Annotated in this window: 24 protein-coding genes; 3 read left to right on the plus strand and 21 right to left on the minus strand. The window is 72.6% G+C overall.

Translation table 11 applies throughout. From position 1 onward, the window contains the following. Nucleotides 1-10: 10 nt before the first annotated feature. The 3 genes from ABD419_RS14470 to ABD419_RS14480 are packed head-to-tail and all read right to left on the minus strand — an operon-like array spanning nt 11 to nt 1,275. Nucleotides 11-454: an SRPBCC family protein gene (locus tag ABD419_RS14470; protein ID WP_344487554.1), complete on the minus strand. Its 444-nt coding sequence runs from the start codon at nt 452-454 to the stop codon at nt 11-13. Between the two features lie 12 nt (nt 455-466). Beyond that, on the minus strand, nt 467-823 hold the full coding sequence (locus ABD419_RS14475) for an ArsR/SmtB family transcription factor (protein ID WP_344487556.1): 357 nt from the start codon (nt 821-823) through the stop codon (nt 467-469). Next, a complete protein-coding gene (locus tag ABD419_RS14480; protein WP_344487558.1) occupies nt 820-1,275 on the minus strand; it encodes an SRPBCC domain-containing protein in 456 nt (151 codons plus the stop codon). Before ABD419_RS14480 ends, ABD419_RS14475 begins: the two co-directional genes overlap by 4 nt. Before the next feature lie 103 nt (nt 1,276-1,378). On the opposite strand from ABD419_RS14480, the gene ABD419_RS14485 reads away from it, so the two are divergent. The 3 genes from ABD419_RS14485 (at nt 1,379) to ABD419_RS14495 (ending at nt 3,791) form a co-directional block, all read left to right on the plus strand. Then, the gene (locus tag ABD419_RS14485; protein WP_344487559.1) at nt 1,379-1,915 is read left to right on the plus strand and encodes a P-loop nucleotide/nucleoside kinase family protein; all 537 of its coding nucleotides are present in this window, start codon (nt 1,379-1,381) and stop codon (nt 1,913-1,915) included. Between the two features lie 100 nt (nt 1,916-2,015). Further along, a complete protein-coding gene (locus tag ABD419_RS14490) occupies nt 2,016-2,855 on the plus strand; it encodes a class I SAM-dependent methyltransferase (RefSeq protein ID WP_344487561.1) in 840 nt (279 codons plus the stop codon). Between the two features lie 3 nt (nt 2,856-2,858). Continuing rightward, nucleotides 2,859-3,791: a DMT family transporter gene (locus tag ABD419_RS14495; protein ID WP_344487563.1), complete on the plus strand. Its 933-nt coding sequence runs from the start codon at nt 2,859-2,861 to the stop codon at nt 3,789-3,791. 25 nt (nt 3,792-3,816) lie between these two features. Here ABD419_RS14495 and ABD419_RS14500 read toward each other — a convergent pair whose 3' ends face one another. The 18 genes from ABD419_RS14500 to ABD419_RS14590 all read right to left on the minus strand — a co-directional run bounded on the left by ABD419_RS14500 (nt 3,817) and on the right by ABD419_RS14590 (nt 23,943). Further along, a complete protein-coding gene (locus ABD419_RS14500; RefSeq protein ID WP_344487565.1) occupies nt 3,817-4,227 on the minus strand; it encodes a VOC family protein in 411 nt (136 codons plus the stop codon). 48 nt (nt 4,228-4,275) lie between these two features. Then, entirely contained in the window at nt 4,276-5,034 is a 759-nt protein-coding gene (locus ABD419_RS14505; protein ID WP_344487567.1) for a helix-turn-helix domain-containing protein, read from the minus strand. A gap of 79 nt (nt 5,035-5,113) precedes the next feature. Continuing rightward, nucleotides 5,114-5,638, minus strand: a complete 525-nt coding sequence (locus ABD419_RS14510) for an acyl-CoA thioesterase (protein WP_344487569.1) — start codon at nt 5,636-5,638, stop codon at nt 5,114-5,116. Nucleotides 5,639-5,790: 152 nt separating this feature from the next. Next, the gene (locus ABD419_RS14515; protein ID WP_344487571.1) at nt 5,791-7,260 is read right to left on the minus strand and encodes an aldehyde dehydrogenase (NADP(+)); all 1,470 of its coding nucleotides are present in this window, start codon (nt 7,258-7,260) and stop codon (nt 5,791-5,793) included. Nucleotides 7,261-7,268: 8 nt separating this feature from the next. Then, nucleotides 7,269-8,270, minus strand: coding sequence for a proline racemase family protein (locus ABD419_RS14520; RefSeq protein ID WP_344487573.1), 1,002 nt, complete (start codon nt 8,268-8,270; stop codon nt 7,269-7,271). Between the two features lie 57 nt (nt 8,271-8,327). Further along, on the minus strand, nt 8,328-9,245 hold the full coding sequence (locus ABD419_RS14525) for a dihydrodipicolinate synthase family protein (RefSeq protein WP_344487575.1): 918 nt from the start codon (nt 9,243-9,245) through the stop codon (nt 8,328-8,330). Further along, on the minus strand, nt 9,238-10,911 hold the full coding sequence (locus ABD419_RS14530; protein WP_344487577.1) for an FAD-dependent oxidoreductase: 1,674 nt from the start codon (nt 10,909-10,911) through the stop codon (nt 9,238-9,240). Before ABD419_RS14530 ends, ABD419_RS14525 begins: the two co-directional genes overlap by 8 nt. Continuing rightward, nucleotides 10,908-11,048, minus strand: a complete 141-nt coding sequence (locus ABD419_RS14535; protein ID WP_344487579.1) for a hypothetical protein — start codon at nt 11,046-11,048, stop codon at nt 10,908-10,910. Before ABD419_RS14535 ends, ABD419_RS14530 begins: the two co-directional genes overlap by 4 nt. Further along, nucleotides 11,045-11,608, minus strand: coding sequence for a (2Fe-2S)-binding protein (locus tag ABD419_RS14540; RefSeq protein WP_344487581.1), 564 nt, complete (start codon nt 11,606-11,608; stop codon nt 11,045-11,047). The genes ABD419_RS14535 and ABD419_RS14540 overlap by 4 nt, the downstream gene beginning before the upstream one ends. Then, entirely contained in the window at nt 11,605-13,206 is a 1,602-nt protein-coding gene (locus tag ABD419_RS14545; protein ID WP_425556059.1) for an NAD(P)/FAD-dependent oxidoreductase, read from the minus strand. The genes ABD419_RS14540 and ABD419_RS14545 overlap by 4 nt, the downstream gene beginning before the upstream one ends. Before the next feature lie 437 nt (nt 13,207-13,643). After that, nucleotides 13,644-14,321, minus strand: a complete 678-nt coding sequence (locus ABD419_RS14555; protein ID WP_344487583.1) for a GntR family transcriptional regulator — start codon at nt 14,319-14,321, stop codon at nt 13,644-13,646. 157 nt (nt 14,322-14,478) lie between these two features. Beyond that, nucleotides 14,479-17,571, minus strand: a complete 3,093-nt coding sequence (locus ABD419_RS14560) for a beta-L-arabinofuranosidase domain-containing protein (RefSeq protein WP_344487585.1) — start codon at nt 17,569-17,571, stop codon at nt 14,479-14,481. Then, entirely contained in the window at nt 17,568-18,989 is a 1,422-nt protein-coding gene (locus ABD419_RS14565; protein ID WP_344487586.1) for an aminopeptidase P family protein, read from the minus strand. Before ABD419_RS14565 ends, ABD419_RS14560 begins: the two co-directional genes overlap by 4 nt. Further along, the gene (locus tag ABD419_RS14570) at nt 18,986-20,275 is read right to left on the minus strand and encodes an alpha/beta fold hydrolase (RefSeq protein WP_344487588.1); all 1,290 of its coding nucleotides are present in this window, start codon (nt 20,273-20,275) and stop codon (nt 18,986-18,988) included. The genes ABD419_RS14565 and ABD419_RS14570 overlap by 4 nt, the downstream gene beginning before the upstream one ends. Continuing rightward, nucleotides 20,272-21,129, minus strand: a complete 858-nt coding sequence (locus ABD419_RS14575) for an ATP-binding cassette domain-containing protein (RefSeq protein ID WP_344487590.1) — start codon at nt 21,127-21,129, stop codon at nt 20,272-20,274. The genes ABD419_RS14570 and ABD419_RS14575 overlap by 4 nt, the downstream gene beginning before the upstream one ends. Next, a complete protein-coding gene (locus tag ABD419_RS14580; protein WP_344487592.1) occupies nt 21,126-21,977 on the minus strand; it encodes an ABC transporter ATP-binding protein in 852 nt (283 codons plus the stop codon). The genes ABD419_RS14575 and ABD419_RS14580 overlap by 4 nt, the downstream gene beginning before the upstream one ends. Further along, entirely contained in the window at nt 21,974-22,972 is a 999-nt protein-coding gene (locus ABD419_RS14585) for an ABC transporter permease (RefSeq protein WP_344487594.1), read from the minus strand. Before ABD419_RS14585 ends, ABD419_RS14580 begins: the two co-directional genes overlap by 4 nt. Beyond that, nucleotides 22,969-23,943: an ABC transporter permease gene (locus ABD419_RS14590; protein ID WP_344487595.1), complete on the minus strand. Its 975-nt coding sequence runs from the start codon at nt 23,941-23,943 to the stop codon at nt 22,969-22,971. The genes ABD419_RS14585 and ABD419_RS14590 overlap by 4 nt, the downstream gene beginning before the upstream one ends. Between the last annotated feature and the right edge of the window lies 1 nt (nt 23,944).

The raw sequence follows: 23,944 nt of genomic DNA on the forward strand, positions 1-23,944 counted from the left end.
CCTGCGAAGGTCACTTCCAGTTGTCGACGTACACGTCGCCGGGGGCGGGCCGGCCCTTGCCGTCCTCGAGGAGCGCCTTGAGGCTCATCAGGAACGAGGCCCATTTGGTGGAGCAGTGGTGCATGAACTCGACGGGCTCCTTCCAGCCCTCGTGCTTGAACAGGACGACGGCCCAGTCGTCCTCCTGGCGGAGGTCCCAGTGGATGCGGGTGCCGATCCACTCGGGAGTGCCGCCGACGACCTCCCAGAGGACGCGCTCGCCCGGTTCGGACTCGACGACCTTCATGTCGAAGCCGCCCTGGGGGAACCGGAAGGCGATCTCCTCGCCCGTGGCGGTCCCGCCGGTGGTGTCCTCGGTCCACCAGGCCGCGAGGCCCTCGACGGTGGCGAGCGCCCGGTAGACGTCGTCGGTGGTGTGGTGCTCGACCGCGATGCGGTGCAGGATGTCGACCATTGCCGTACTCCTCTACTTCTGGTCTTGCTCGGTCTGCTGTTCCTTGGTCTGCTGGATGGACTCGGCGAGGCGCTTGATGCGCTCCATGCGGGAGTCCCAGGCGTCGCCGACGGCGGTGAGCTGGGCGACGGCGCGCGCCAGCTGGGCCTCGTCGACGCGGTAGCGGCGCTCGCGTCCGGCGGTGGCCGCGTGGACGAGGCCGACGCGGTCGAGGACGGCGAGGTGCTTGGCGACGGCCTGCCTGGTGACCGGCAGCTGCTCGGCGAGGCCGGTGGCGGTGGCCGCCCCGGCCAGGAGCAGGTCGATCATGCGGCGGCGGATCGGGTCCCCGACGGCCGACCAGAGCTCGTCGTCGACCAGGGCGTTCATCGGGCGGCCTTCTCGGCGGCCGCGGGCAGCCGCGGCAGGAAGAAGTCCCAGCCCGAGACGTGGTCGGCGTGGGCCTGGGCCGCGACGGCCTCGGTCCAGCCGCGCTCGCGGAAGCCGGTCTCGGTCATGCGCAGGACGGTGCCGTCGCCGTCGGGTTCGAGTTCGAAGACGACGAGGAAGGAGTTCCCCTGCGCGGCCTCCTCGCCTTCGGCGTGGGTCCAGCGGAAGGAGAACATGCGCGGCGGCTGCGCGTCGACGACGGTGAACTGCTCCCATTCGACGCCGCCGCCGTCCTGGTGGAAGCCGATGCGACCGGACGAACCGGGGATCGGGGTGTACTCGGCCTCGTCGGTCCACCAGTCCTTGAGGTGCTCGGGGCTGCTGACGACCTCGAAGACGACCTCGGGTGCGGCCGCGATCCGGATCTCGCGTTCGATGCTGGCGTACTCCATGTCCCTCTCCTAACGTGCAACCTTTTGTTGCCTATGACGCTAGCACGCGTCGGACCGAAGCGCAACCTTTTGTTGCATTGCGTTGAGCGGGTAGAAAGAACCCATGCATGCCGACGACACGCCCGCGAAGCAGATCATCGCGTTCACCGGCCTCCCGGGCACCGGGAAGTCGACCTTGAGCGAACGGCTCGCCCGCACCCTCCGGATCCCGGTCTTCGCCGGCGACTGGATGATGGGGGCGCTCACGCCCTACCGGATCCTCGACGACCTCGACCGGGACGCCTTCATCTCCCTCCACGACCACGTCCTGGAGACGCTCGCGCTCCGCCAGCTCCTCCTCGACCAGTCCGCCGTCACCGACTCGGTCCTCTCCGACGCGACCGCGAGGAAGTGGGCCGGGACCGCCGCCGAGCACGGCGCGCGCCTTCGCGTCATCGAGTGCGTGTGCTCCGAGGTCGACCTGCACCGCTCCCGCCTCGAGGGACGCGTCCGCGGCATCCCCGGCTGGCACGAGATCGGCTGGGACCACGTCGAGCGCCTCCAGACCTGGCTCCCGCCCCTCACCGTCGAACGCCTCCAGGTCGACGCGGTCGACTCCGTCGAGGCGAACCTCCGGAAGGTGCTCGACTACGTGGCCTGAGCCGTCGCGGGTGACCGGTCCGACCCGGCGGGGCCCCCGAACGCGGCTGGGTGGACGATCGCAGCCGCATGAGTAGGGTGGCGCTGTGGCGAATGAATCGATGCGACGGAACTGGACCGACGGCGCGGCGGGGTGGGTGGCGAACCAGGCGGTGTTCGACGCCGTGTTCGCGCCGGTGACCGCGGCGATCCTCGACGCGGCCGACCTGGCGGCGGGGCGGCGCGTCCTCGACGTCGGGTGCGGGACCGGCACGCTCCTCGCGGCCGGGACCGCCGCCGGGGCCGAGGTCGTCGGCGTGGACATCTCCGAGGGCATGGCCGCCGCCGCGCGCGAGCGCGTGCCCGGGGCGGCGGTACTCGTGGCCGACGCCCAGACCGCCGACCTGCGCGAAGCGGCCCCCGGGGCGGCCTTCGACCGGGTCGTCTCGCGCTTCGGCGTCATGTTCTTCGAGGACCCCGAGGCCGCGTTCGCGAACCTGCGCCGCGCCGCCGCCCCCGGCGCGCGGCTCGTCTTCGCCTGCTGGCGCTCCCTCGCCGAGAACCCGATGTTCAGCCTCGGCTCGCAGGTCCTCGCCGACCGGCTCGACCCGCGCCCCGAGCCGTCCGCGCCCGGAGCGCCCGGCCCCGACGCGTTCGCCGACGCCGACCGCCTCCGCGGGCTCCTCGGCGGCGCCGGGTGGACCGGCGTGCGCATCGACCCCCTCGACTTCACCTGCGACTACGGTTTCGACGGCACCGACGGCGTCGAGGAGCGGCTCGCCCAGATCCGCGCCGTCGGCGTCGGCCGCCTCGCCGAGGAGCAGCTCGTCCCCCGCATCGGCGCCGACGGCTGGGAGGCCCTGCTCGACGAGGTGCGCGCGGAGCTGCGCGGCAGCCTGGTCGACGGCGTGCTGCGCTTTCCCGGCGCGGTCTGGCTCGCCACCGCCGCGAACCCGGCCTGAACCGTGACCGCCCTCGCCGACACCGCCGCCCCGACGCGGCGCGCCACCTGGATCGCCGTCGCCGCGCTCGTGGGGGCGACCCTGTTCTGGGCCGGGAACTACATCGTCGGCCAGCGCGCCGTCGAGACCATCGACCCGGTCAGCCTGACGCTGCTGCGCTGGGCGATCGCGCTCGTCCCCCTCGCCGTCGTCGCGCAGGTCGTGGAGCGGCCGGACTGGCGCGCGGTCGCGCGGGCGTGGCCGTGGCTGCTGGTGCTGAGCGCCTCCGGCGTCCTCGGCTACAACCTGTTCCTGTACGCGGCGCTGGAGTACACCGACGCCTTCAGCGCCTCGCTCGTCAGCGCGTTCAACCCGGCGCTCATCACGCTCGCGGCGGCGGTGTTCCTGCGCGAGCGGCTGACGGCGCTGTCGGTCGGGGGCGTCGTCGCGGCCCTGGCCGGGGTGCTGGTGGTCCTGAGCGACGGCGACCCGGCCTCGCTCCTGACGAGCGGCTTCGGCACGGGCGAGCTGCTCATGATCGGCTCCATCGGGGCGTGGACGGTGTACACGATCGTGGGCCGGAGGGGTCCGCGGTTGCCGGCGGTGACCTCGACGGCGGTGCAGGCGGGGATCGCGGTGGCGGCGCTGGTCCCGTTCAGCCTCGCGGCGGGCGGCCCCGCGCTGCCGCAGTCGGGGGCCGCGATGTGGTCGCTGCTGTTCATCGCGGTGTTCCCGTCGGTGCTGTCGTACCTGCTGTGGAACCGCGCGCTGACGGCGATCCCGCCGGGCCGGGCGGGGGTGTTCCTCAACCTGATCACGGTGTTCACGGCGGTGTTCACGATCCTCGCGGGGCAGCCGTGGACGGCGGCGCAGCTCGTCGGCGGCGCGATCGTCCTGGGCGGCGTGGTGCTCACGAATCTGAAGGCGTTCACCGGGCGGGGGCGCGCCCCCGACTGAGGCGTCGGGGGCGGGCGCGGCCGTTCTACTCGGGGGCGCCGGGCATCTGCGACGGGTCGTAGGACATGAGCTCCCACGAGTGGCCGTCCGGGTCGTCCACGGCGCGGTTGTAGAGCCAGCCCATGTCCTGGGCGGGCCGCGGTTCGGTGCCGCCGGCGGCGACGGCGGCCTCCACGAGGCGGTCGACCTCGTCCTTCGCCTCGGCGGCGAGGGCGTTGATGGCCTCGATCGGGCCGGCCGCGATCTGGCGCTTCGTGAAGCCGGAGAACTGCTCGTGCGTCATGAGCTGCACGGCGATCGCGTCGCTGAGGATGATCTGCGCGGAGGTCTCGTCGGTGAACTGGGGGTTGAGGGCGCCGCCGAGGGCGAGGTAGAACGCCTTGGCCGCCTCCAGGTCGGCGACGGGGAGGTTGATGTAGATCTGCGTGAAGGCCATCGGAGTCTCCTCGGTTCGAGCGGCCGGTCGTTCCGGCCTGGTTCGAATCTACGGCCGGACCTCGGCGTCGGTCTTGTACAGAAGCGACAGCATCTCGTCGGGGGCGGGCCGCTGGAGCTCGGTGGCCCTGCGGCCGACGAACCGGGCCATGGAGCGGGCGAGGTGGGGCTGGTCGTGGTAGCCGACGAGGTGCACGACGTCGGCGGCGGCCTCGCCCCGGCGCAGCAGCATGGCGGCCTGCCGGGCGCGTTCGATCTGGCGGATGGTCCCCTGGGTCAGGCCGGTCGCGGCGGCCACGCGGCGCTGCACGGACCGGGGCGTGACGAGCAGGGGCGTGTCGCCGGCGAGGACGTCGGCGACGAGGGGGTCGCGGACGAGGAGGCCGGCGCGTACGAGGCGGTCGACGAAGGTCTCTGCGTTGCCGTAGGCGGGGATCTCCCATTCGGCGCCGTCGAGGACGAACGTGCGGGAGGTCGCGTGCGGGCTCCGCACGGCCGTGTCGACTAGGCCGGCGACGGGCAGGCTCCGCAGGTGGGCGCCGTGCCGGAAGATCACGCCGAATGCGCCGTCCATCGGGCCGCCCATGGGGACGACGGTGGGCCGGGTCTCGGGGCCGCGCACGGACACGTTGGTGACGCCTTCGGAGGTCCAGGCGATGAGCTCCCAGTTGGAGTTCGCCACGGACACCATCCGCTCGGGCGCGGCGGCGCCGTCGCCGGGCTCGACCCGGTAGACGCGCTCGACGTACGGGGAGTCGGAGGGCCGGTGCTCCAGCCCCGGGAGGTCCTCGGGCAGGTCGTGCGCCATGCCGCCGATGATACCGATCAGGGCCGACGCGAGGGCGCGTCCGGTCGTGCGGCAGCCGGGTCAGGGACCGCCTGTCGGCTCAGGCGGCGGACTCGGTAATGCGGGTGGCGGCCGTCCAGTCGAGCAGCCACTGCGGCAGCTCGGTCTCAGGGAAGCCGCCAGCGAGGCGCTCCAGCTCGTCGTGGTCGACGGACCCGCCGCCGCGCTTGAGGAACCGGGTCCGCACGTACGCCTTGGCGTACACGGTCTCGCCGGCGCGGAAGACCTGCTCGATGTAGCCCCACCGGTCGTCGAACCCGAGGACCTTCGTGTGGATCTCGAACCGCTGCCAGGGCTGGAGCGACCTGCGGTAGGTGATGGTCTGCCCGGCCACGACCGGGTACCAGCCGGCGCGCTGCATCTTCTTGAGGAAGCCCGCGCGCAGCATGAGGTCCATGCGGCCGACGTCCATGATCGTCAGGTACCGGCCGTTGGTCATGTGCCCCAGCGGATCGAGATCGGTCGGCACCACCCGGAACGGCGTCACCGCCGTGTCCCACAGCCCGACCGGCCCCCGCCGCCTCGCGCGGAGCCACAGCCCCAGCAGCCGGAAGTACATGTTCATCAGCCCACCACCGGACCTCGACGCCAACAAGTTACCCGACAGTAGCAAAGTTGCCGGGGTGTCCGCGACGCGACTGCGCCCCGGACGGCGCCGCGTCCTCGGCGCGCCGCGGTGTCGATGACGCCGGGCGCGGCGCCGTGATCGGTCGGCGCTCAGTCGATGCCGTCGCCCCAGGTGGTGGACTCGCCCGCGGGGGCGATGCGCTGCGGGACGTGCCAGGGGTTGTCGTCGCGCAGGGGCGCGGGGAGGGCGTCGTGGGGGGCGTTCTGGTAGGCGACGGCGCGCACGAAGCGGGCGATGGCGGCGGTGCCGACGCTGGTGGCGCCCAAGGTGGTGGCAGGCCAGGGGCCGCCGTGCTGCATGGCGGGGGTGACGGCGACGCCGGTGGGCCAGCCGTCGAAGAGGACGCGGCCGGCGCGGCGGGCGGCGGTGCGCACGAGGCGGGCGACGTCGTCGCCGTCGGCGCGGTGGATCGCGACGGTGAGCTCGCCTTCGAAGAGCCTCTCGAGGAGGTCGGCGTAGTCGGTGCCGGCCGGGGACTCGACGAGGATCGTGACGGGGCCGAAGCACTCGCTGAGGAGCGCGTCGGGGTGGGGGCCGAAGTCCGCGAGGGCGACGGCGGCGATCGTCGGGGTCACCCAGCCCTGGCCGTCGCCGTCGATGCGGACCGAGCCGGGGGCGATCAGGCGCACGCCCGCGGCGGAGAGGATCGCGTCGCGGCCGTGCTGGTAGTGGTCGGCGATGCGCGGGTCGAGCATCCGGTGCTCCTCGACGGCGGCCGCGGCCGCGAGGGCCTCGTCCAGGCCGTGGTCGGCGGGGAGGAACACGAGGCCGGGCTTGGTGCAGAGCTGCCCGGCGGAGCCGCCGACGCTCGCGGCGAGGCCGGCGGCGAACTCGGGGCCGCGCTCGGCGATCGCGGCGGGGGTCGCGAAGACGGGGTTGACGCTTCCGAGCTCGCCGTAGAACGGGATCGGGGCGGGGCGCGCGGCGGCGACGTCGGCGAGGAAGCGGCCGCCGCGGAGTGAGCCGGTGAAGGAGGCGGCCTTGACGACCGGGTGCTTGAGCATCGCGACGCCGGCGTCGACGCCTTCGACGAGTTGCAGCGCGCCCGCGGGGAGCCCGGCGCCTCCGAGGGCGGCGGCGGCGATCTCGGCGGTGCGCCGGGAGAGGCGCGGGTGGCCCGGGTGGGCCTTCACGACGACCGGGTTGCCGGCGGCCAGCGCGGAGGCGGTGTCGCCGCCCGCGACGGAGAACGCGAACGGGAAGTTCCCGGCGGCGAAGTTGAGGACGGGGCCGATCGGCTCGTTGCCGCTGCGCACGTCGGGCCGGGGTCCGAGCGCGAACTCGGGGTCGGCGCGGTCGATGCGGACGTCGAGGTACGCGCCGTCTACGACGGTCTCGGCGAAGAGCCGCAGCTGGACGGCGGTGCGCTTGAGCTCGCCGCGGAGCCGGGCCTCGGCGAGGCCGGTCTCGTCCATGCCGAGGGTCACGAGTTCGTCGGCGTTCGCGGTGAGCGCGTCGGCGACGGCGACGAGGGCCTTGGCGCGCACGGCGGGCGCGGTGTCGGCGAGGTCGCGCGCGGCGGCGTCGGCGGCCTGGGCGGTGGTGTCGATCGAGGTCATCTGCGCTCCTAGAACTGGAAGCCGGTCGGGAACGGGTCGGTCGGGTCGAGCGTGTACTGGGCGGTGCCGGTGATCCAGGCGCGGCCGGTGACCGTCGGGACGACGGCGGGCCGGTCGCCCACGGTGGTCTCGGCGACGAGGCGCCCGATGAAGCGGGAGCCGATGAACGACTCGTTGACGAAGTCGGTGTCGAGGGCGAGTTCGCCGCGGGCCCAGAGTTCGGCCATGCGCGCGGAGGTGCCGGTCCCGCACGGGGAGCGGTCGAACCAGCCGGGGTGGATCGCCATGGCGTGGCGCGAGTGCGCCGCGTCGGAGCCGGGCGCGATGAACTCGACGTGGTGGCAGTGGTCGAGCCCGGCGATGTAGGGGTGCACGGGCGCGGCCGTCGCGTTGACGGCGTCCATGATGGCCAGTCCGGCGGTGAGGATGTCCTGCTGCCGGTCGCGGTCGAACGGGAGGCCGACGTCGTCGAGGTCGACCATGGCGTAGAAGTTGCCGCCGAAGGCCATCGAGTACGGGACGGTGCCGAGGCCGGGGACCTCGACGCTCGCGTCGAGAGCCTCCACATAGCTCGGGACGTTCTCGATGGTGACCGACTCGGCGCGGCCGTCCCGGACGGCGACGCGGGCGGTGACGGGCCCGGCGGGGGTGTCGAGGCGGATCTCGGTGACCGGCTCGGTCACGGGGACCATGCCGGTCTCGACCAGGACGGTGGCGACGCCGATGGTGCCGTGCCCGCACATCGGCAGGCAGCCGGAGACCTCGATGTAGACGACGCCCCAGTCGCAGTCGGGGCGGGTGGAGGGCTGGAGGATCGCGCCGCTCATCGCGGCGTGGCCGCGCGGCTCGTTCATGAGGAACAGCCGCAGGTCGTCGAGGTGCTCGATGAAGTGGAGGCGCTTGTCGTTCATGGTGGCGCCGGGGATGACGCCGACGCCGCCGGTGACCACGCGGGTCGGCATGCCCTCGGTGTGCGAGTCGACGGCGCTGATGAGCCGGTTCGTTCTCATGTTCGTCCTTCCGCTGGGCGCCCTGCACGGCGGTGCCACCGTACAGGGCGCGGGGCGCTATCGGGCGGCCGCGAAGTCCAGGGCGCGCCGGGTGTCGCGGACGACCTGCTCGCGCTGGGCCTCGGAGAGGGGGCCGCGCGGCGGGCGGGTGGGGCCGCCGTAGCTGTGGCCGGCGATGTCCATGGACAGCTTGATGGCCTGCACGAACTCGGTCTTGGAGTCCCAGCGGAACACCGGCACGAGACCGCTGTAGAGGTGCCGGGCCTCCTCGATGCGGCCTTCCTGCACGAGGGTGTAGATCTCGACGGCCTCCTTCGGGAAGGCGTTGGGGTAGCCGGCGAACCAGCCGGTGGCCCCGACGACGAGGGACTCGAACAGGAGGTCGTCGGCGCCGGCGATGACGTCGATCCCGCAGCGCTCCTTGATCTCCAGGACGCGGCGGATGTCGGTGGAGAACTCCTTGATCGCCACGACGTTCTCGAGCTCGAAGAGTTCGGCGACGAGGTCGGGCACCAGGTCGACCTTGGTGTCGATCGGGTTGTTGTACATCATGATCGGCAGGCCGACCTCGTTCACGCGGGTGTAGTGCTCGACGACCTCGCCGCGGTTGGCGCGGTAGATGGTGGGCGGCAGGAGGAGCACGCCGTCGGCGCCGTCCTCTTTGGCGTACTCGGCCCACTGGACGGCCTGGTGCCACCCGACGCCGTGGACGCCGGCGACGACGAGGCCGCGGTCCCCGACGGTCTCGACGGCGACCTGCACGACCGTGCGGCGCTCCTCGTCGGTGAGCGAGGAGTACTCGCCGAGCGAGCCGTTGGGGCCGACGCCGCGGCAGCCGTTGCGGATCAGGAAGTCGCAGTGCTCGGCGAACTTGTCGTAGTCGACGGCGAGGCCGCCGGGCGCCTTCGGGTCCTCCTTGAACGCGAGGGTCGTGGCGACGACGACGCCGCCGAGATCGAAGTGCTTCTCAGACATGGGTGTCCTTCCCAAGGGTGGTGGCGAGCCCGGCGAGGTCGCCGAGCCGGATGGGTGCGGCCAGCGGCCGCCGATCGGTGGTGTCCTCGGCGCGGGCGCCGCCCGCTCCGGTGAGGTCCTCTACGGTGCGACCGCACATGCGGGCCTGGCAGATGCCGAGTCCCGCCCGGGTCGTGAGCTTCACTGAGCGCAGCGAGGCCTGGTCCGTCGCCGCGGCCGTGTCGCGGAGGCGCCCGTACGGGACCTCCTCGCAGCGGCAGACGACGGTGTCGTCGCGCAGCCACGACGTCCACCCGGGCCTGATGCCGTGGGCGGCGTCGATGCGCCGTGCGAAGTCGGTTGTGCCGCGGCGGTGCCGCAGGTCGGCGTGGTGCGCTTCGGCCCCTGCGGCGCGGCGTCCGGCGATCCGGCCCTCCACGAGCGCGGCGTCCACGCCGCCGATGCCGGTGATCTCCCCTGCGGCCCAGACACCTGCGGCGCTGGTGGCCTGGTCGGCGTCGACGGTGACGAAGCGGTCGGGGCCGATCGCGCATCCGGCGGCGATCGGGAGTTCGAGGCGTGGCGTGAACCCGTGGGAGACGCAGACGGCGTCGGCCGCGACGGTCCGCTCGGTACCGGGGATCGGGGCCCAGTCGGGGCCGAGGCGAGCGGTCACGACCTCCTCGACTCGCCCGTCGCCCCGGGCCTCGACGACGGCGTGGCCGAGGCGGTAGGGGACCCGGCGGGCCAGGTGGTGTGTGACATATCCCGCCAGCTCGGGGCCTTTGCGCGCGGCGGCCAGGAGCCGCCAGGGCTTGGGCAGCCAGCCTTTCGCGAGCGCGGTCGGCCGTGCGGCCTCGTATACGCCGACGACGTGTGCACCTGCGGCCGTGAGCGACTGGGCCACCGGCAGCAGAAACGGCCCGGCGCCCGCGACGACGGCCCGCCGCCCGACGGCGATCCGCTCGCCCTTGGCGAGCGCCTGGGCCGCCCCGGCGGAGAAGACCCCGGGCAGGTGCCAGCCGGGGAACGGCAGCGTGCGGTCGTGGGCGCCGGTGGCGATCACGAGCGCGTCGGCGGTGAAGGTGCGGGCCTCACGGCCGGCGGCGTCGGCCGGACCGATGAAAGCGTGGACGGTGACGGCGGCGCGGGCCTCGGAGCCGTTGGCAGCTTCGGCGATCGGCGCTTGTTCGTTCAGGGCGGTTGTGTCTTCGGAAACAGCGACGCGATCAACGATGCCGGTTTCGGCGTCGCCGCCGTTGGCGAACGGGTCGCGCGGCACGCTGTGCGGCGGGGCCGCGGAAGCGGGCGGGTCAAGCACGGCACCGGTCGAGCCTGGGGTGGTCGCGGCGACGGTCGGTGCGGTCGTTCCCGGGGCGGTCGCGGCCGCGGTGTGGCGGCTCGGGGCGTAGGCGGGGTCGTGCGTCTCGATCGCCCACACTTGGGCCCCGGTGACGACCTCGATCGCGGGGTCGTCGAGGCGGGCACGAAGGCGCTCGAAGGCGGGCCAGCCGTGGTGGAGACGGGACTCGCGGCGGCTCGGCCGCTGCGGCGGCAGGTGCCTCCAGTACTGGCCGCCGAGGCCGTCGCCGGAGTCCAGGAGGGTCACGCGGGCCCCGGCGTCGCACGCGGCGACGGCGGCGGCGAGCCCGGCAGGACCCGCGCCGATGACGAGGACGTGCTTCACGAGACCTCCTTCAGGTGCTCGACGGCGGACAGAGCGCGACTGTCAGCCACCGGCCTGCCGCCCCGGGCGGCGTCGGGAGCGTCGAGGGCAGACGAGAGCCCGGTGGGCCAGGCCTCGATGTCGAAGACGTGCTTCACGAGGTCTCCTTCGGGGGCTCGGCGGCCGGGTGGGCGAGGTGGAGTCCGCGGTCCGCCTCGCCGGTGCGGGTGGCGTCGGACCGGTCGGCGATGCGGTCGTCTGCGGCCGCGGCGCTCTCGCGGCCGGTTGCGCCGCGAGGGCCATGCCCGTCGGCGTCACCCTGCGGCTCGTTGCCGGGGCCGGCAGCGGTCCCGCTGGCTACGCTCTCGCGGCCGGCGGCGGCAGAGCCCGAGAGAACCTGCGGACCGCGGTCGCAGGCGATGGTGTCGTCCTGGGTCGCCACGACATCGCCGTCCTGTGCTCGCCGCATGCAGAGGCGCACGTCGGACTCGCCGTTGACGGTGGCGATGCAGTCGAAGCAGACGCCGATGCCGCAGAAGACGCCGCGAGGGCGGCCCGCGGTCGTGGTGCGCCACGCGGTCCGGTCCTGGGAGAGGAGGACGCCGGCGATCGACTGCCCTTGCAGCCCTTCGACTCGCGTGCCGTCCACGGTGATGTGGAGCGGCTGCGGCCGCTCGGGGCGGATCGGGTCGGTGGTCCAGGGGACGAGGCCGCTCATGCGGTGCCTCCGTTCAGGGCGTCGGCCCGCGCGGCCGGAGGCTGCCCCGCCTCGGCGCCCGCGACTCGGGTCGTCAGGTGCGCGGCGAGGGACGGTCGCGAGGGGAGGAACGGGGCTGGATCGAGTGCGGGCTCGGTCCCGGTGAGCTGTGCGCACAGGAGGTCGCCGGTGACGCCTGCGAGGCCGATGCCGGCGCCTTCGTGGCCGGTGGCGTACCAGAGGCCGGGGTGGCGGTGGTCCTCGCCGATCACGGGCAGGTGGTCGGGCACGTAGGGGCGGAAGCCGCCGTAGGCGCGGATCACGGGAGTGCCTTCCAGGAACGGGAACAGGCGCAGCGCCCGCTGCGCGACCTGCGCGAGGACCTCGACGCGGAGCCGGTCGTCGAAGCCGATCTGCTGGCGGCTCGATCCGATCAGGACTGTGCCGCCGGGGGTCGACTCGACCACGCTCGACGTCTGGAGGTCGGCGTCGGCCGACTGGGTCGCGCCGAAGTAGTCGCCGTCGTAGACCTTGTGGAAGACGCGCTGGGGCATCCGGGCGGTCACCAGGACTATCCCGCGGCGGGGCCGCACGGGCAGGTCGGCGCCCAGGACGCCGGCCACCGCGCCGGACCAGGGCCCGGCCGCCACGACGACAGTGTTCGTGCCGATGACCCCGGTGGAGGTGCGCACGCCGGTGATCCGCTCACCGACCCGCTCGACACCCAAGACCTCGCTGTTCGCGACGACGCGCACGCCGGCGAGGCGCGCGGATGCGAGCAGCGCCTCGGTCGCGACCACGGGCTGAAGCTGCGCGTCCTGCGGGTAGTGGACCGCTGCCGTGATCCCGGGGTGCAGATGCGGCTCAAGCGAAAGCGCCTCGGCCGCACTCAGATGCTCGACCTCGACCCCGACCGCCGCCTGGCCGCGGGCGAAGGCTCGCAGCGGCTCGGCGCCCTCCTCGGTCGTGGCGACCACGATGCCGCCCTTTCGGTCGTACTCGATGTCAGGGAAGGCGGTCCGAGCCGAACCGAGCCCGGTCGCCGCACCGCTGGAGGCGGCAGGACGCCGTTCCGGGTCACCCGAGCCTGCCGAACCGCTCACAGGCCCAGGAGGAGCTGAACCGGCACCGCCGTCAGCGGCGTCGCCGGAGCGCACGGGAGATGGAGAAGCGGGCTCAGCAGAGTTCGGGCTTCCCGGGCGCGTGCCCGAGGGGTCAGCGAGCGCCGAAGTCGAGGAAGCGGCCCCACCGGCGGTCGCGCGCGTGCCCGAGGGGTCAGCGAGCGCCGAAGTCGAGGAAGCGGCCTCACCGGCGGTCGCGCTTCCCGATGGTGCGCCGGAGGAGTACGCGGTGCCGGAGGCGATTGCTTTGGCCGGGTTGAGTTCGTCGGCGAGTTCTTCGGCGAGCTGGGGCCAGTGGGCGGCGGCGAGGAGGGCGAGGTCGAGTTCGGGGCCGGGGGCCTTGTCGGAGACCAGGAGGTTGCCTTCACCGCGGGCGCTGGTCGCGCTGGCAGGCGCGCCGCGGTCGACGATCACGATGCTCAACCCCGCCCGCGCCAGCGCGCGGGCACACGCCGCACCGACGATGCCGGCGCCGATGACGACGACGTCTGCGTTCACGTTCCCTCCTTCTTCTACTACTACGTCTTCTATGGCTGCTGCCGCTCCTGGCTCGGCTCGGCCGGCCTCACTCGGTCCGGTCGGCCACCCAGCTGGTCGGACCTGCCGGTAATGGCAGTTCGACCGGGCCGGCCGGTCGTGCCCATCGCTCGGTCGATCCCATCCGATCCGATCCGATCGGGCCGGTGTCGGCTCGGCCGAGCCGGATTCGGCTTGCCGGGCCGAGTTCAGCTGAGCTCGTTTCGACTCAGTTCACTTCGACCTTGCTTGAGCGATTCGATCGTCGCTGCCGATCGGTTCGGGTGTGCTCGGTATGGCTGGATCGGTCGGGTTCGCCGCATCGATCCGGTCTGTAATATGTCACATATTTCTATCGTGCCGGTTGGTCCCGTCTGTTTCACCCTGCGTGTACGTGCGTTGGCCTACAGGCGAACGGCTCAGTCCGCCACCGGTTCCTCGGTCTTGCCGGCCCACCAGCCGATGGCGTGGCGGATGTGCTGGCGCATGAGTTCGGCGGCCGCGTCGGCGTCGCCCTCGGCGAGGTGGTCGAGGAGGCGGTGGTGTTCGGCGGCCGAGACGTCGAGCATGCTCGTCTCCACCAGCGAGACCAGGCCGACCAGGCGGGTGCGGGCCCGCAGCTCGGCGATCGTCTCGACCAGGACCGGGTTGCCGAGCAGCGCGGTCAGGTCGAGGTGGAACCGCTGGTCGGCCAGGAGGTAGGCGGTGAGGTCGCCGGTCCGGGCGCCCGCGACGATCTCGTCGGCCTGGGCCCGGAGCGACGCGATCCGGTCGGCCGGGAACGAGGCGGCGAGGCGCGCCATCGCGGGCGGCTCCAGCAGGAGCCGGATCTCGACGATGTCGTGGAGGAGGTCGTCGCTGACGGCCGTCACGCGGAACCCCTTGTTGCGCACCGGCTCCACGAACCCGCGCTTCTCCAGGTCGAGGATCGCCTCGCGCACCGGCGTCGCCGACACGGCGAACTGCTCGGCGAGCCGCGGCACGGTCAGGAGCGCCCCCGGCGCGAGCTCGCCGGAGATGATCGCCAGCGACAGCGTGCGCTCCACGCGCACGCGCAGGCTCTCACCCGGTTCGAGACGGTTGTCAGAGGTCAGCATGTCGCTCCAGCTTCCTGATGGCCCGCGGTCCCCGCGGTTCCGTTGCGCGCGTGCGCCGCTTCGTACGCGCGTGTTCCACGCACCACTCGGTGAACGCGTGTACCACGTCGGCGTGCAGCGTACCCGATGCCGACCGCTCGGCGCCCGTTTCCCGAGGTCACGGCCGATCACGCTGCCCGGGGATCACGAGGCGCCGCCGGGGCTCCTCGTTGCCGGCGCGGTCGGTCGCGGCGTACTCGATCACCTGCGGCTCGTCGTCGAGCGCGCGCACGAACGCTTCCTGGAACGTGCCCCAGAACGTGCCCGGGCCCTCCCACTGGATGCGCTCGACGCCCGAGACGCCGTCGTCGGCGTACAGGGTGATCTCGACGCTCGCGCCGAGGTCCTTCACGGTGGCGCGGGAGACCGGCGGGGTCGTGTCGACGCTGATCTCGCGGCTGGTCGTGCCGGTGAGGCCGTCGGGGTCGGTCACGCGGGCCTCGATGCGGTGCACGCCCTCCCCGGTGATCGCGATCGGTTCGGCATAGGGGGTCCAGTCGCCGCCGGAGACGCGGAGTTCGAGCCGGAGCCCGGCGTCGGCACCGGGGCGGTCGATGTCGAAGCCGCGCAGGCGGATCCGGGGCGCGGTGGTGAACCAGCCGGAAGGGGCCGGGTCGTCGAGGATCTCGATCGCGACGGTCGGCGGCACGCGGCCCGGGTCGGTGACGGCCGGAATGTCGCCGGGCGCGAAGGGGCGCGGGTTGCCGGTGGCGCCGTCGAAGGCGGCGGCTGCCGCGAGGACGGTGTCGATCTCGTCGCGGCCGAGGAGGCCCTCGGCGCGGACCCGGCCCGCGACCGCGGCGACGCGGTCGAGGAAGGCCGCGCGGTCAGGGAACGATCCGGGCGCCCAGAGCTCGTCGAGGAAGGTGCCGCCGTCGGAGCGCTGGCGGTTGGGCACGCCGGTCCCCTTGCCGCCGAACGCGATCTCGGCGTCGGCCGACCGGACGTACATGTGGTACCTGCCGTCCTCACCGGACCAGCAGGGCTCGAACGCGATGCGTTCGGGTCCGGCGGAGGTACCGGAGCGCGGGGTCGCGGTGCCTACGGCGCTCGCGCTGTCGCGGTCGGTGCCGGTGTCCCCGGGGCCGGTGCCGCCGGAGCTTGAGTCTGCATGGTCGGCGGTCCCTGTGCCGGCGCCTCCGGTGTTCGCGAGCTCGGGATCGGCGGCGCCGAAGCCGGTGTTGTCGAGTTCGATCGCGCCTTCGCGGGCGAGTTCGGCGAGGAGCTCGGTGCCGGTGCGGCCGGTGATGAGACCGCCGTCGAAGGCGCGGCGGCCGTTGAGCCCGAACGGGAGCGCGGTGGTCGCCGCCGACTGCGCGAGCAGGAGCGTCGGACCGAGGAACAGCGCGCACTGACGTGGGTCGTCGGGTGTCGGCTCGGCCCGGAGCGAGACGGGGGTGGAGAGGACGAGCTCGTCGCCGTGACGCCACACGCGAGTCACCGCCGCGTACTCCCCCGGCACGGCCGAGGTGTCGAGCGGTTCGCCGTTGAGGCGGAGTCCGGGTCGGCCGGCGACCCAGGCGGGCACGCGAAGGTGCACGGTCCGCTCGGTGCCGTGTGACATGGCACTGGCAGATGCAGGACCGCCGGTTGCGGCGACGGCCGAGACCGCCCCGCCGAAGCTGGCGCCGTCGAGGGCGAGCGCCGTCAAAGGCGCTGCGATTCCGCTCGTGGCGGCGTCGGTCAGCGGGGTGCCATGTGATGTGGCACTGCCGTTTGACGCAGTGCCATGTGACACGGCACCTTCATCAGATGCAGTGCCGTGTGACATGGCACCGGCGGTCGAGGTGCCCGCGGTTGCGGCGGGGAAGGCCTCGAAGCGGAGCGTGATTGTCTCGCCGAGGGGGAATCCGGATTCCTGGGTGACCAGGAGGCCGGCCTCCGACCAGCGGAGTTCGGCGTCGAGGGCGAGGTTGGCGTAGAGCGCGCCCTCGCCCGTGAAGAACACGGTGTCCTGGTACTTCACGTGATTCTCGAGCCCGGTGCCGCCGCAGCAGGTGCCGACGTTGTCGTACTCGCGGAGCGCGCCCGGGTGGACCGGGAACATGTAGGTCACCTCGGGACTGGTGTCCGAGCGTGTGGCGCGGCGGGAGCCGAGGATGTGGTTGAGGAGGGTGCGTTCGTAATATGTCATGTACTGCGGGTCGAGGGTGTGCCCGAACAGCCGCCGAGCGAGCTTGAGCAGGTTGTAGCTCGCGCAGGTCTCGGCGTTGCGGTGCCCCACGTCGCCCGCGACCGAGCCGGGCGGGCCCCACAGTTCGCTCTCGCCCGTGCCGCCGTGGGCGTACGTGCGCCCGGGGACGATCTGGGCCCACAGGCCGATCGCGGCGTCGAGGTAGCGGCGCTCGCCGGTCAGCTCGAACTCGTCGACGTACCCGATGAGCTGGGGCAGGTGCTGGTTGGCGTGCATGTCGGTGAGGACGTCCGTGCCCGAGGCCCCGGCGTCGAGCAGGGCGTCCTGGTCGAAGAACGCCGCCGTCTTCAGGAACCGCGGCACTCCGGCCGCCGCGCTCAGGCGCGCCATCGTCTCGTTCATCCCGCCGAACTCGCCCGCGATGTACAGCGACCACATGCGCTGGCGGCGTTCGGGATCGAGGCGGGAGAGGCGGGCGTGGACCCAGTGGCCCATCGCTGTCGCGATGTCGAGCGCCTGAGTATTGCCGCACAGCTCGTACGCGTCGAGCAGGCCGGCCATGATCTTGTGGCAGGTGTAGTACGGCGCCCAGATCTCCCCGTAGGGCGCGAAGTGCTCCAAGCGCGAGAACTGCCACTCGCCGTACGCGGCGAGGAATCCCGGGTGCGAGTAGCGGCCGGTCGCGGCCAGCGCGGTCTGGACCTCGCCGAGGCCGGCGACGAAGTCGTCCACTTTGGCGCGCAGCGCGGGCTCCCCTGTGGAGGCGAGGGCGAGGAGCGAGAGGAAGTGCCCGGCGTAGTGCCCGCGCAGGAGGTTCGCGGTCTGGGCGTGTTCGCGCCCGGGGTAGTCGTGCTCGCCCCAGGCGTCCTCGTTGGGGTGGCCGAAGTCCTCCCAGTTGCCCGGTGCGAGTGCGCCCCGGGTGTCGAGGCCGGCGTTGCGGCGGAAGACGGCGAGGAGGCGGTCGACCGGGTAGACGCGGGCGAGGTGGAGGAGCTCGTCGCGGGCGCGGGCGAAGACGCTCGCGTCGGCGAGGCGGACGGCGTCGTGGGGGAAGGGGCGGAGGCGGGGTGCGGTCATCGCTGCTGCGCCTTCGTCCAGGCCTCGATGCCGGCGGCGTCGATGGGGAGGGCGGCCGAGAGGACTTCGGAGCCGGTGGCGGTGACGAGGACGTCGTCTTCGAGCCGCACGCCGATGCCGCGGAGCTCCGGCGGGACGGTGAGGTCGTTGGCGTGGAAGTAGAGGCCGGGTTCGACGGTCATGACGACGCCGGGTTCGAGGTCGGCGCCCATGTAGTCCTCGTACTCGGCCTTGCCGCAGTCGTGGACGTCGAGGCCGAGGTGGTGGCCGATGCCGCAGGCGAGGTAGCGGCGGTGGTGCTGTCCGGCCGGGGAGAGGGCCTCGTCGACGGAGACGGGGAGGAGGCCCCAGTCGTGCAGGCCGGTGGCGATGACCTCCATTGCGGCGTAGTGGAAGTCGAGGTACTCGGTGCCGGGTCGGATCTGGGCGAGGCCGGCGCGGTGGGCGCGTTCGACGAGGTCGTGGACCTCGCGCTGGTGGGCGTTGAAGGCGCCGGAGGCGGGGAGGGTGCGGGTGACGTCGGCGGTGTAGAGGCTGCGGGCCTCGACGCCCATGTCGAGGAGGAGGACCTCGTCGGGGAGGACGGGGCCGTCGCACCTGACCCAGTGGAGCGTGGGCGCGTGGGGGCCGGAGCCGACGATGGTGGTGTAGCCGGTGCCGTTGCCGTGGGTGCGGGCGTGGCGGTCGAAGGTGCCTTGGAGCCAGCGCTCGCCGAGGCCGTGGTCGATCGCGTGCGGGATCTCGGCGGCGACGGCGGCGAAGCCGGTGACGGTGGCGTCGACGGCGTCGCGGAGTTGCTGGATCTCCCAGGGGTCCTTGATCATTCGCAGTCGCGAGAGGTGGCGTTCGAGGAGCGGGGAGGGTTCGAGGCCGTGCTGGGCGACGAGGGCGGTGGCGGTGGTCTCGGTGGTGAGGGCGCCGGTGAGGTCCTGATCGTCGAGGTCGGGAAGGGGTTCGACGGGGAGCCGGAGGGCGTCGGACCATTCGGGAAGGCCCGGGGAGGCGCCGACCCAGAGTTCGCCGTGGGCGGCGTTCGCGAAGAAGCCGGTGTCGCCGGGGCGGAACGGGGCGGGCATGAAAAGGCGGGCGTCGTGGCCGCCGGGGCGGGGGGTCATGACGAGGACGGCGCCTTCGACCTGGCAGCCGGTGAGCCAGGTGAAGTCGCTGTCGGCGCGGAAGAGGTAGTCGCTGTCGTCGTTGCGCACGCGGGCGGTGCCGGCGGCGGCGACGATCGCGCGGCCGGGGAGGCGGGCGCTGAGGCGGTCGCGGTGGGCGGCGGCGGCTTCGGGCGCGCCGGGGACCGGGGTCGCGGGGACGGGTCCGGCGGCCCAGCCGGTGGCGATGTAGTCGGTGAACGCGGGGATCTCGGCGAGCCGCGGGTAGCGGGTGCCGGCGTACGGGGGTCGGGTGTCGGTCATCGCCGTTCTCCTCCTCGGTCGCGGACCAGTTCGCGCAGGCGGGTGAGGACCCTGCCCGATCCGATGCCGTCGTGTTCGAACTCGTTGGTCACCCATGCCTGGGCGTTGCCGATGCCGTCGAGGGTGGCCAGTTGCAGTCCCGAGTCGACGAACATGTCGTCGAAGTAGACGACGGCGGCGAGGGGGACCTCGTTGGCGGCCAGGCGGTCGGCGTCGAGGATGGGGCTCCATTCGCGGCGTTCGGCGAGGGCGTGGACGGCGGGTTTGAAGCCGCGCAGGAGGCGGACCTCGTCGAACATCCAGGGGAAGGCCATCTCGCCGGTGAACGGGAGCGGGCGCCGGTCCTCGCCGAACTCGGGGCGGCGGTCGCGTTCGCGCTGGGCGGCCCAGGCGGTGGGGCCGTTGGGGCCGTCGCCGTAGATGGACTCCTGGAGGGTCCAGAAGAGGGGGTTGGCGGCGGAGGAGGTGCGGGCGAGGACGTCGGCGAGGAAGGCCTCGGAGAGGCGGCCGTCGCGGATGAAGGCGTGTTCGACGAGCCAGTGCATGCGCTCGAAGCCGGGTTTCATGCCGAAGTCGATGCCGAGGGTCTGGAAGCGGCGGACGGTGAGGACGTCGCCGTCGGGGAGGTGGACGGGGTCGGCGGCGAGCCGGTCGGCGACGGCGGCGACGCGGTCGGCGTCGTGGGGGTAGCGCCGGTAGTACTCGGCGGTCTTGGCGGCTACGCGGTCGAAGGTGCGGCGGTAGACCTCGTCGGCGTCCATGGGGTTGCCGGGGATGCCGCCGCACACGTATGCGGCGCTGAGGGCTTCGGGGGCGCGGGAGAGGTAGGCGAGGGTGAGCCAGCCGCCGTAGGACTGCGCGAGCGTCGCCCATTTCCGTCCGTTGTAGACGGTCTGGCGGACGTGCTCGAGGTCGCGGACGATGGAGTCGGCGCGGAAGCGGGCGAGGTGGTCGGCGCCGGCGTCGGCGTCGCCGATCTCGGCGAGGATCTGCGCGTCGAGGGGCGTGCTGCGGCCGGTGCCGCGCTGGTCGACGAGGACGACGCGGTAGTCCTGGAGGGCCTCCTCGATCCAGCCGTCGGCCTTGAGGGGGCGCGGGTTGGCGCCGCCGGGGCCGCCCTGGAGGTAGGTGAGGAGCGGGAGGTCGGCGTCGCGGCGGTCGGGGTCGACGAGTTCGCGCACGAACACCTCGATGCGGCCGCGGGTCGGGTCGTCCCAGTCGAGCGGGACCTCGACGTACCGCTCGCGCACGTGCATGCCCGGCATGGAGTACTGCACCTGGGTCATCGTCCGGCCTCCTGTCGTTGGGTGCGGGCGCGCTCGTTGCGCCGCCTCGCGGCGTCCCATTCTGGCCGGATGCGCGGGACGGCCGCGAGGAGTCTGCGGGTGTAGGGGTCCTGCGGGTCGCCGAAGACCTGGTCGCGGTCGCCGGTCTCGACGATGCGGCCGCCGTTCATGACCGCCACGCGGTGGGCGATCTGGCGGACGACGGCGAGGTCGTGGGCGATGAACAGGTAGCTGAAGCCCTCCTCGTCCTGGAGCCGCCGCAGCAGGTTGATCACCTGGGCCTGCACGGAGACGTCGAGGGCGGAGACGGCCTCGTCGGCGATGATGAGCTTCGGGGCGACCGCGAGCGCGCGGGCGATGCCGATGCGCTGGGCCTGGCCGCCGGAGAACTGGGCGGGGAAGCGCCCGGAGTGGTCGGGGTCGAGGCCGACGCGCTCCATGAGCTCCCTGGTGAAGGCGCGGGCGCCGCCGGGGATCGGGCGCTTCTGGTAGACGAGCGGGGCGGTGACGATCCGCTCGACGGTGTGCTTGGGGTTGAGCGAGGAGTAGGGGTCCTGGAAGACGACCTGGACCTCGCCGCGGTAGGCGTGGAGGTCCTTGCCGGTGAGGGAGTGGACGTCGCGGCCGGCGAACTCGATGGTGCCGCTGGTGGTGTCGATGAGGCGGGCGACGAGGCGCGCGGTGGTGGACTTGCCGGAGCCGGACTCGCCGACGAGGGCGAGGGTCTCGCCGGCGCGGACTTCGAGCGAGACGTCGTCGACGGCGCGGAACTTCGCGGTGCGGCCGAGGAGGCCGTCGCCGCGGATCGCGAACTCCTTGACGAGGCCGGTGGCGCGGAGCAGGGGGCCGCTCATCGGTCCTCCTCGGTGGTCGTGGTGCGGAGCAGGCCGATCTCGTCGTCGATGCGCGGGACGGCGTCGAGGAGCATGCGGGTGTAGTCGGCCTGCGGGTCGCAGAAGATCCGCTCGGCGGTGCCCTGCTCGACGAGGTCGCCGTCGCGCATGACGACGATGTGGTCGGCGACCTCGCTGACGACGGCGAGGTCGTGGGTGATGAGGATGAGGCCGGCGCCGGTGTCGCGGCGGATCTCGGCGAGGAGGTCGAGGATCTGGGCCTGGACGGTGACGTCGAGGGCGGTGGTGGGCTCGTCGGCGATGATGAGGTCGGGTTCCATGCTCAGGGTCATGGCGATCATGACCCGCTGGCGCATGCCGCCGGAGAACTGGTGCGGGTAGTGGTCGACGCGGCGGGCGGCGTCGTGGATGTGGACGCGCTCCATGGCCTCGATCGCGACCTTGCGGGCCTGGCGGCGGGTGACGCCGGTGCGGTGCGCCCGGTAGGCCTCGGCGATCTGGGTGCCGACGGTGTAGTACGGGTTGAGCGAGGAGAGCGGGTCCTGGAAGACCATGGCGATGCGGTCGCCGCGGACGGCCTGCATCTGGCGCTCGCGCAGGGTGGTGAGCTCGGTGCCGTCGAGTTCGATGGAGCCGGTCCGCCTGGCGCCCTTGGGGAGCAGGTCCATGATGGCGAGGCTGGTCATGGACTTGCCGGAGCCGGACTCGCCGACGATGCCGAGGGCGCCGCCGCGGGCGAGGTCGAAGCCGAGGTGCTTGACGACGTCCACGTCGCCTGCGGCCGTGGTGAAGCCGACGGTCAGGTCGCGCACGCGCAGCAGCGGCCGGTCCTGTTCGGAGGTCGTCATGTCGCGCTCCCCACTCGCACTCGCGGGTCGATGGCGGTGTACAGCAGGTCGACGACCATGTTGCCGACGACGACGAGGAACGCCGCGAGGAGCGTGACGCCCATGATGACGGGCTGGTCGTTCTTGGTGATGGAGTCGGCGGCGAGCTTGCCGATGCCGTTGAGGCCGAACACGGTCTCGGTGATGAGGGCGCCGCCGAGGAGGCCGGCGAAGTCCATGCCGAAGATCGTGACGATGGGGGTGAGGGCCGGGCGCAGGGCGTGCCGGCGCCAGACGAGGCCGGGGCTGAGGCCCTTGGCGCGGGCGGTGCGCACGTAGTTCTCCTGGAGGGTCTCGATGACGTTCGCGCGCGTGAGTCTGGTGTAGACGGCCGCGGCGCCGATGGAGAGGACGATCCAGGGCATGAGGAAGTTGAGGAACCACTGCGCCGGGTCCTCGCTGAACGGCACGGCCCGCGGGAACGGGAGCCAGCCGAGGGTGACGACCAGGAGGAACTGGAGCGTCAGGGCGAGCACGTAGTTCGGGACGGACATGCCGGTGAGGGTGAGGCCGGTGATGAACCGGTCGGCGAACCTGCCCTCCTTGACGGCGCTGAGGAGTCCGGCGGAGACACCGGCGAGGAGCCACAGCACGGCGGCGCCGACGGCGACGGTGGCCGAGACGGGCAGGCGCTGGAGGATCATGTCGAAGACCGGCTGGCTGGTCTGGAACGAGTAGCCGAGGCACGGTGCGGCGCAGTCGATCGCGTTGACGCCGGTGCCGTAGGTGCGGCCGGTGAACAGGCCGGTGAGGAACGTCCAGAACTGGGCCCAGAACGGCTGGTCGAGGCCGAGGTTCGCGCGGATCTGGTCGATCGCCTCGGGGGTGCAGTTCTTGCCGCAGATCTGAACGGCCGGGTCGGGCGAGAGCACGAAGAAGATCACGTAGGTGAACAGGCACACCAGGAACAGCACGACGACCATGCCCAGCAGGCGGTTCGCGAGGAAGCGGATCATGCGCGGCCCTCCCCGGACTCGGCGATCTTCTTGATGCGGTCGCCGAGGACGGTGAACGACAGCACGAGCAGGAACAGGAACGCGCCCGGGAACAGGAAGTAGGCGGGGTCGACCGCGTACCAGGGCACGGAGGAGGCGATCATCTGCCCCCAGGACGGGGTCGGCGGGACGACGCCGACGCCCAAGAAGGACAGTCCCGCCTCGGTGCCGACGTAGCCGGGCACCGCGAGGGTGGTCATGACGATGATGGTGGAGGAGAGGTTCGGGAGGATCTCCTTGAAGATGATCTGGGCGCTGGAGGCGCCCGACGCCTTCGCGGACTCGACGAACTCGCGCTGCTTGAGCGACATCGTCTGGCCGCGCACGATCCGCGCCAGGTACGGCCAGCCGAAGAACGAGATCACCACGACCAGGAGCGCCTGCCGGTTCTCGGCCGGGAGGGCCGAGAGGACCGCGATCATGAAGATGAGGGCCGGGAAGGCCATCAGGAACTCCATGACGCGGGAGACCACCATGTCGACGCGGCCGCCGAAGTACCCCGCGACGAGGCCGAAGACGACGCCGAGGACGCTGGTGAGCGCGGTCGCCAGGAGCGCGATCGTCATGGACACCCTGGCGCCGTAGACGATCCGCGCGAAGATGTCGCGCCCGTTGCCGGGCTCCACGCCGAACCAGTGGTCGGCGCTGATCCCGCCGCCCCAGCCGAGTGGGATGCCGCCCAGGTTGGGGTCGACCGCGGCCTGGTCGAACTCCAGCGGGCCGTGCCCGCTGAGCTTGACCAGGAGCGGCGCGAACAGCGCCATGAGGATGACGATGAGGATGTAGGCGCTGCAGGCGACCGCGACGCGGTCGCGGAGGAAGGTGCGGGTCAGGCGTCGCCCTGAGCGGGGCGGCGAGGTCGACGCGGGGTCGCCGGTCGCCTCACCGCCCGCCGCACCTTCAGCTTCGAGTGCTGTCGGAGTGAAGGTCATC

This window comes from Glycomyces endophyticus (assembly GCF_039531525.1).
Lineage (GTDB): Bacteria > Actinomycetota > Actinomycetes > Mycobacteriales > Micromonosporaceae > Glycomyces > Glycomyces endophyticus.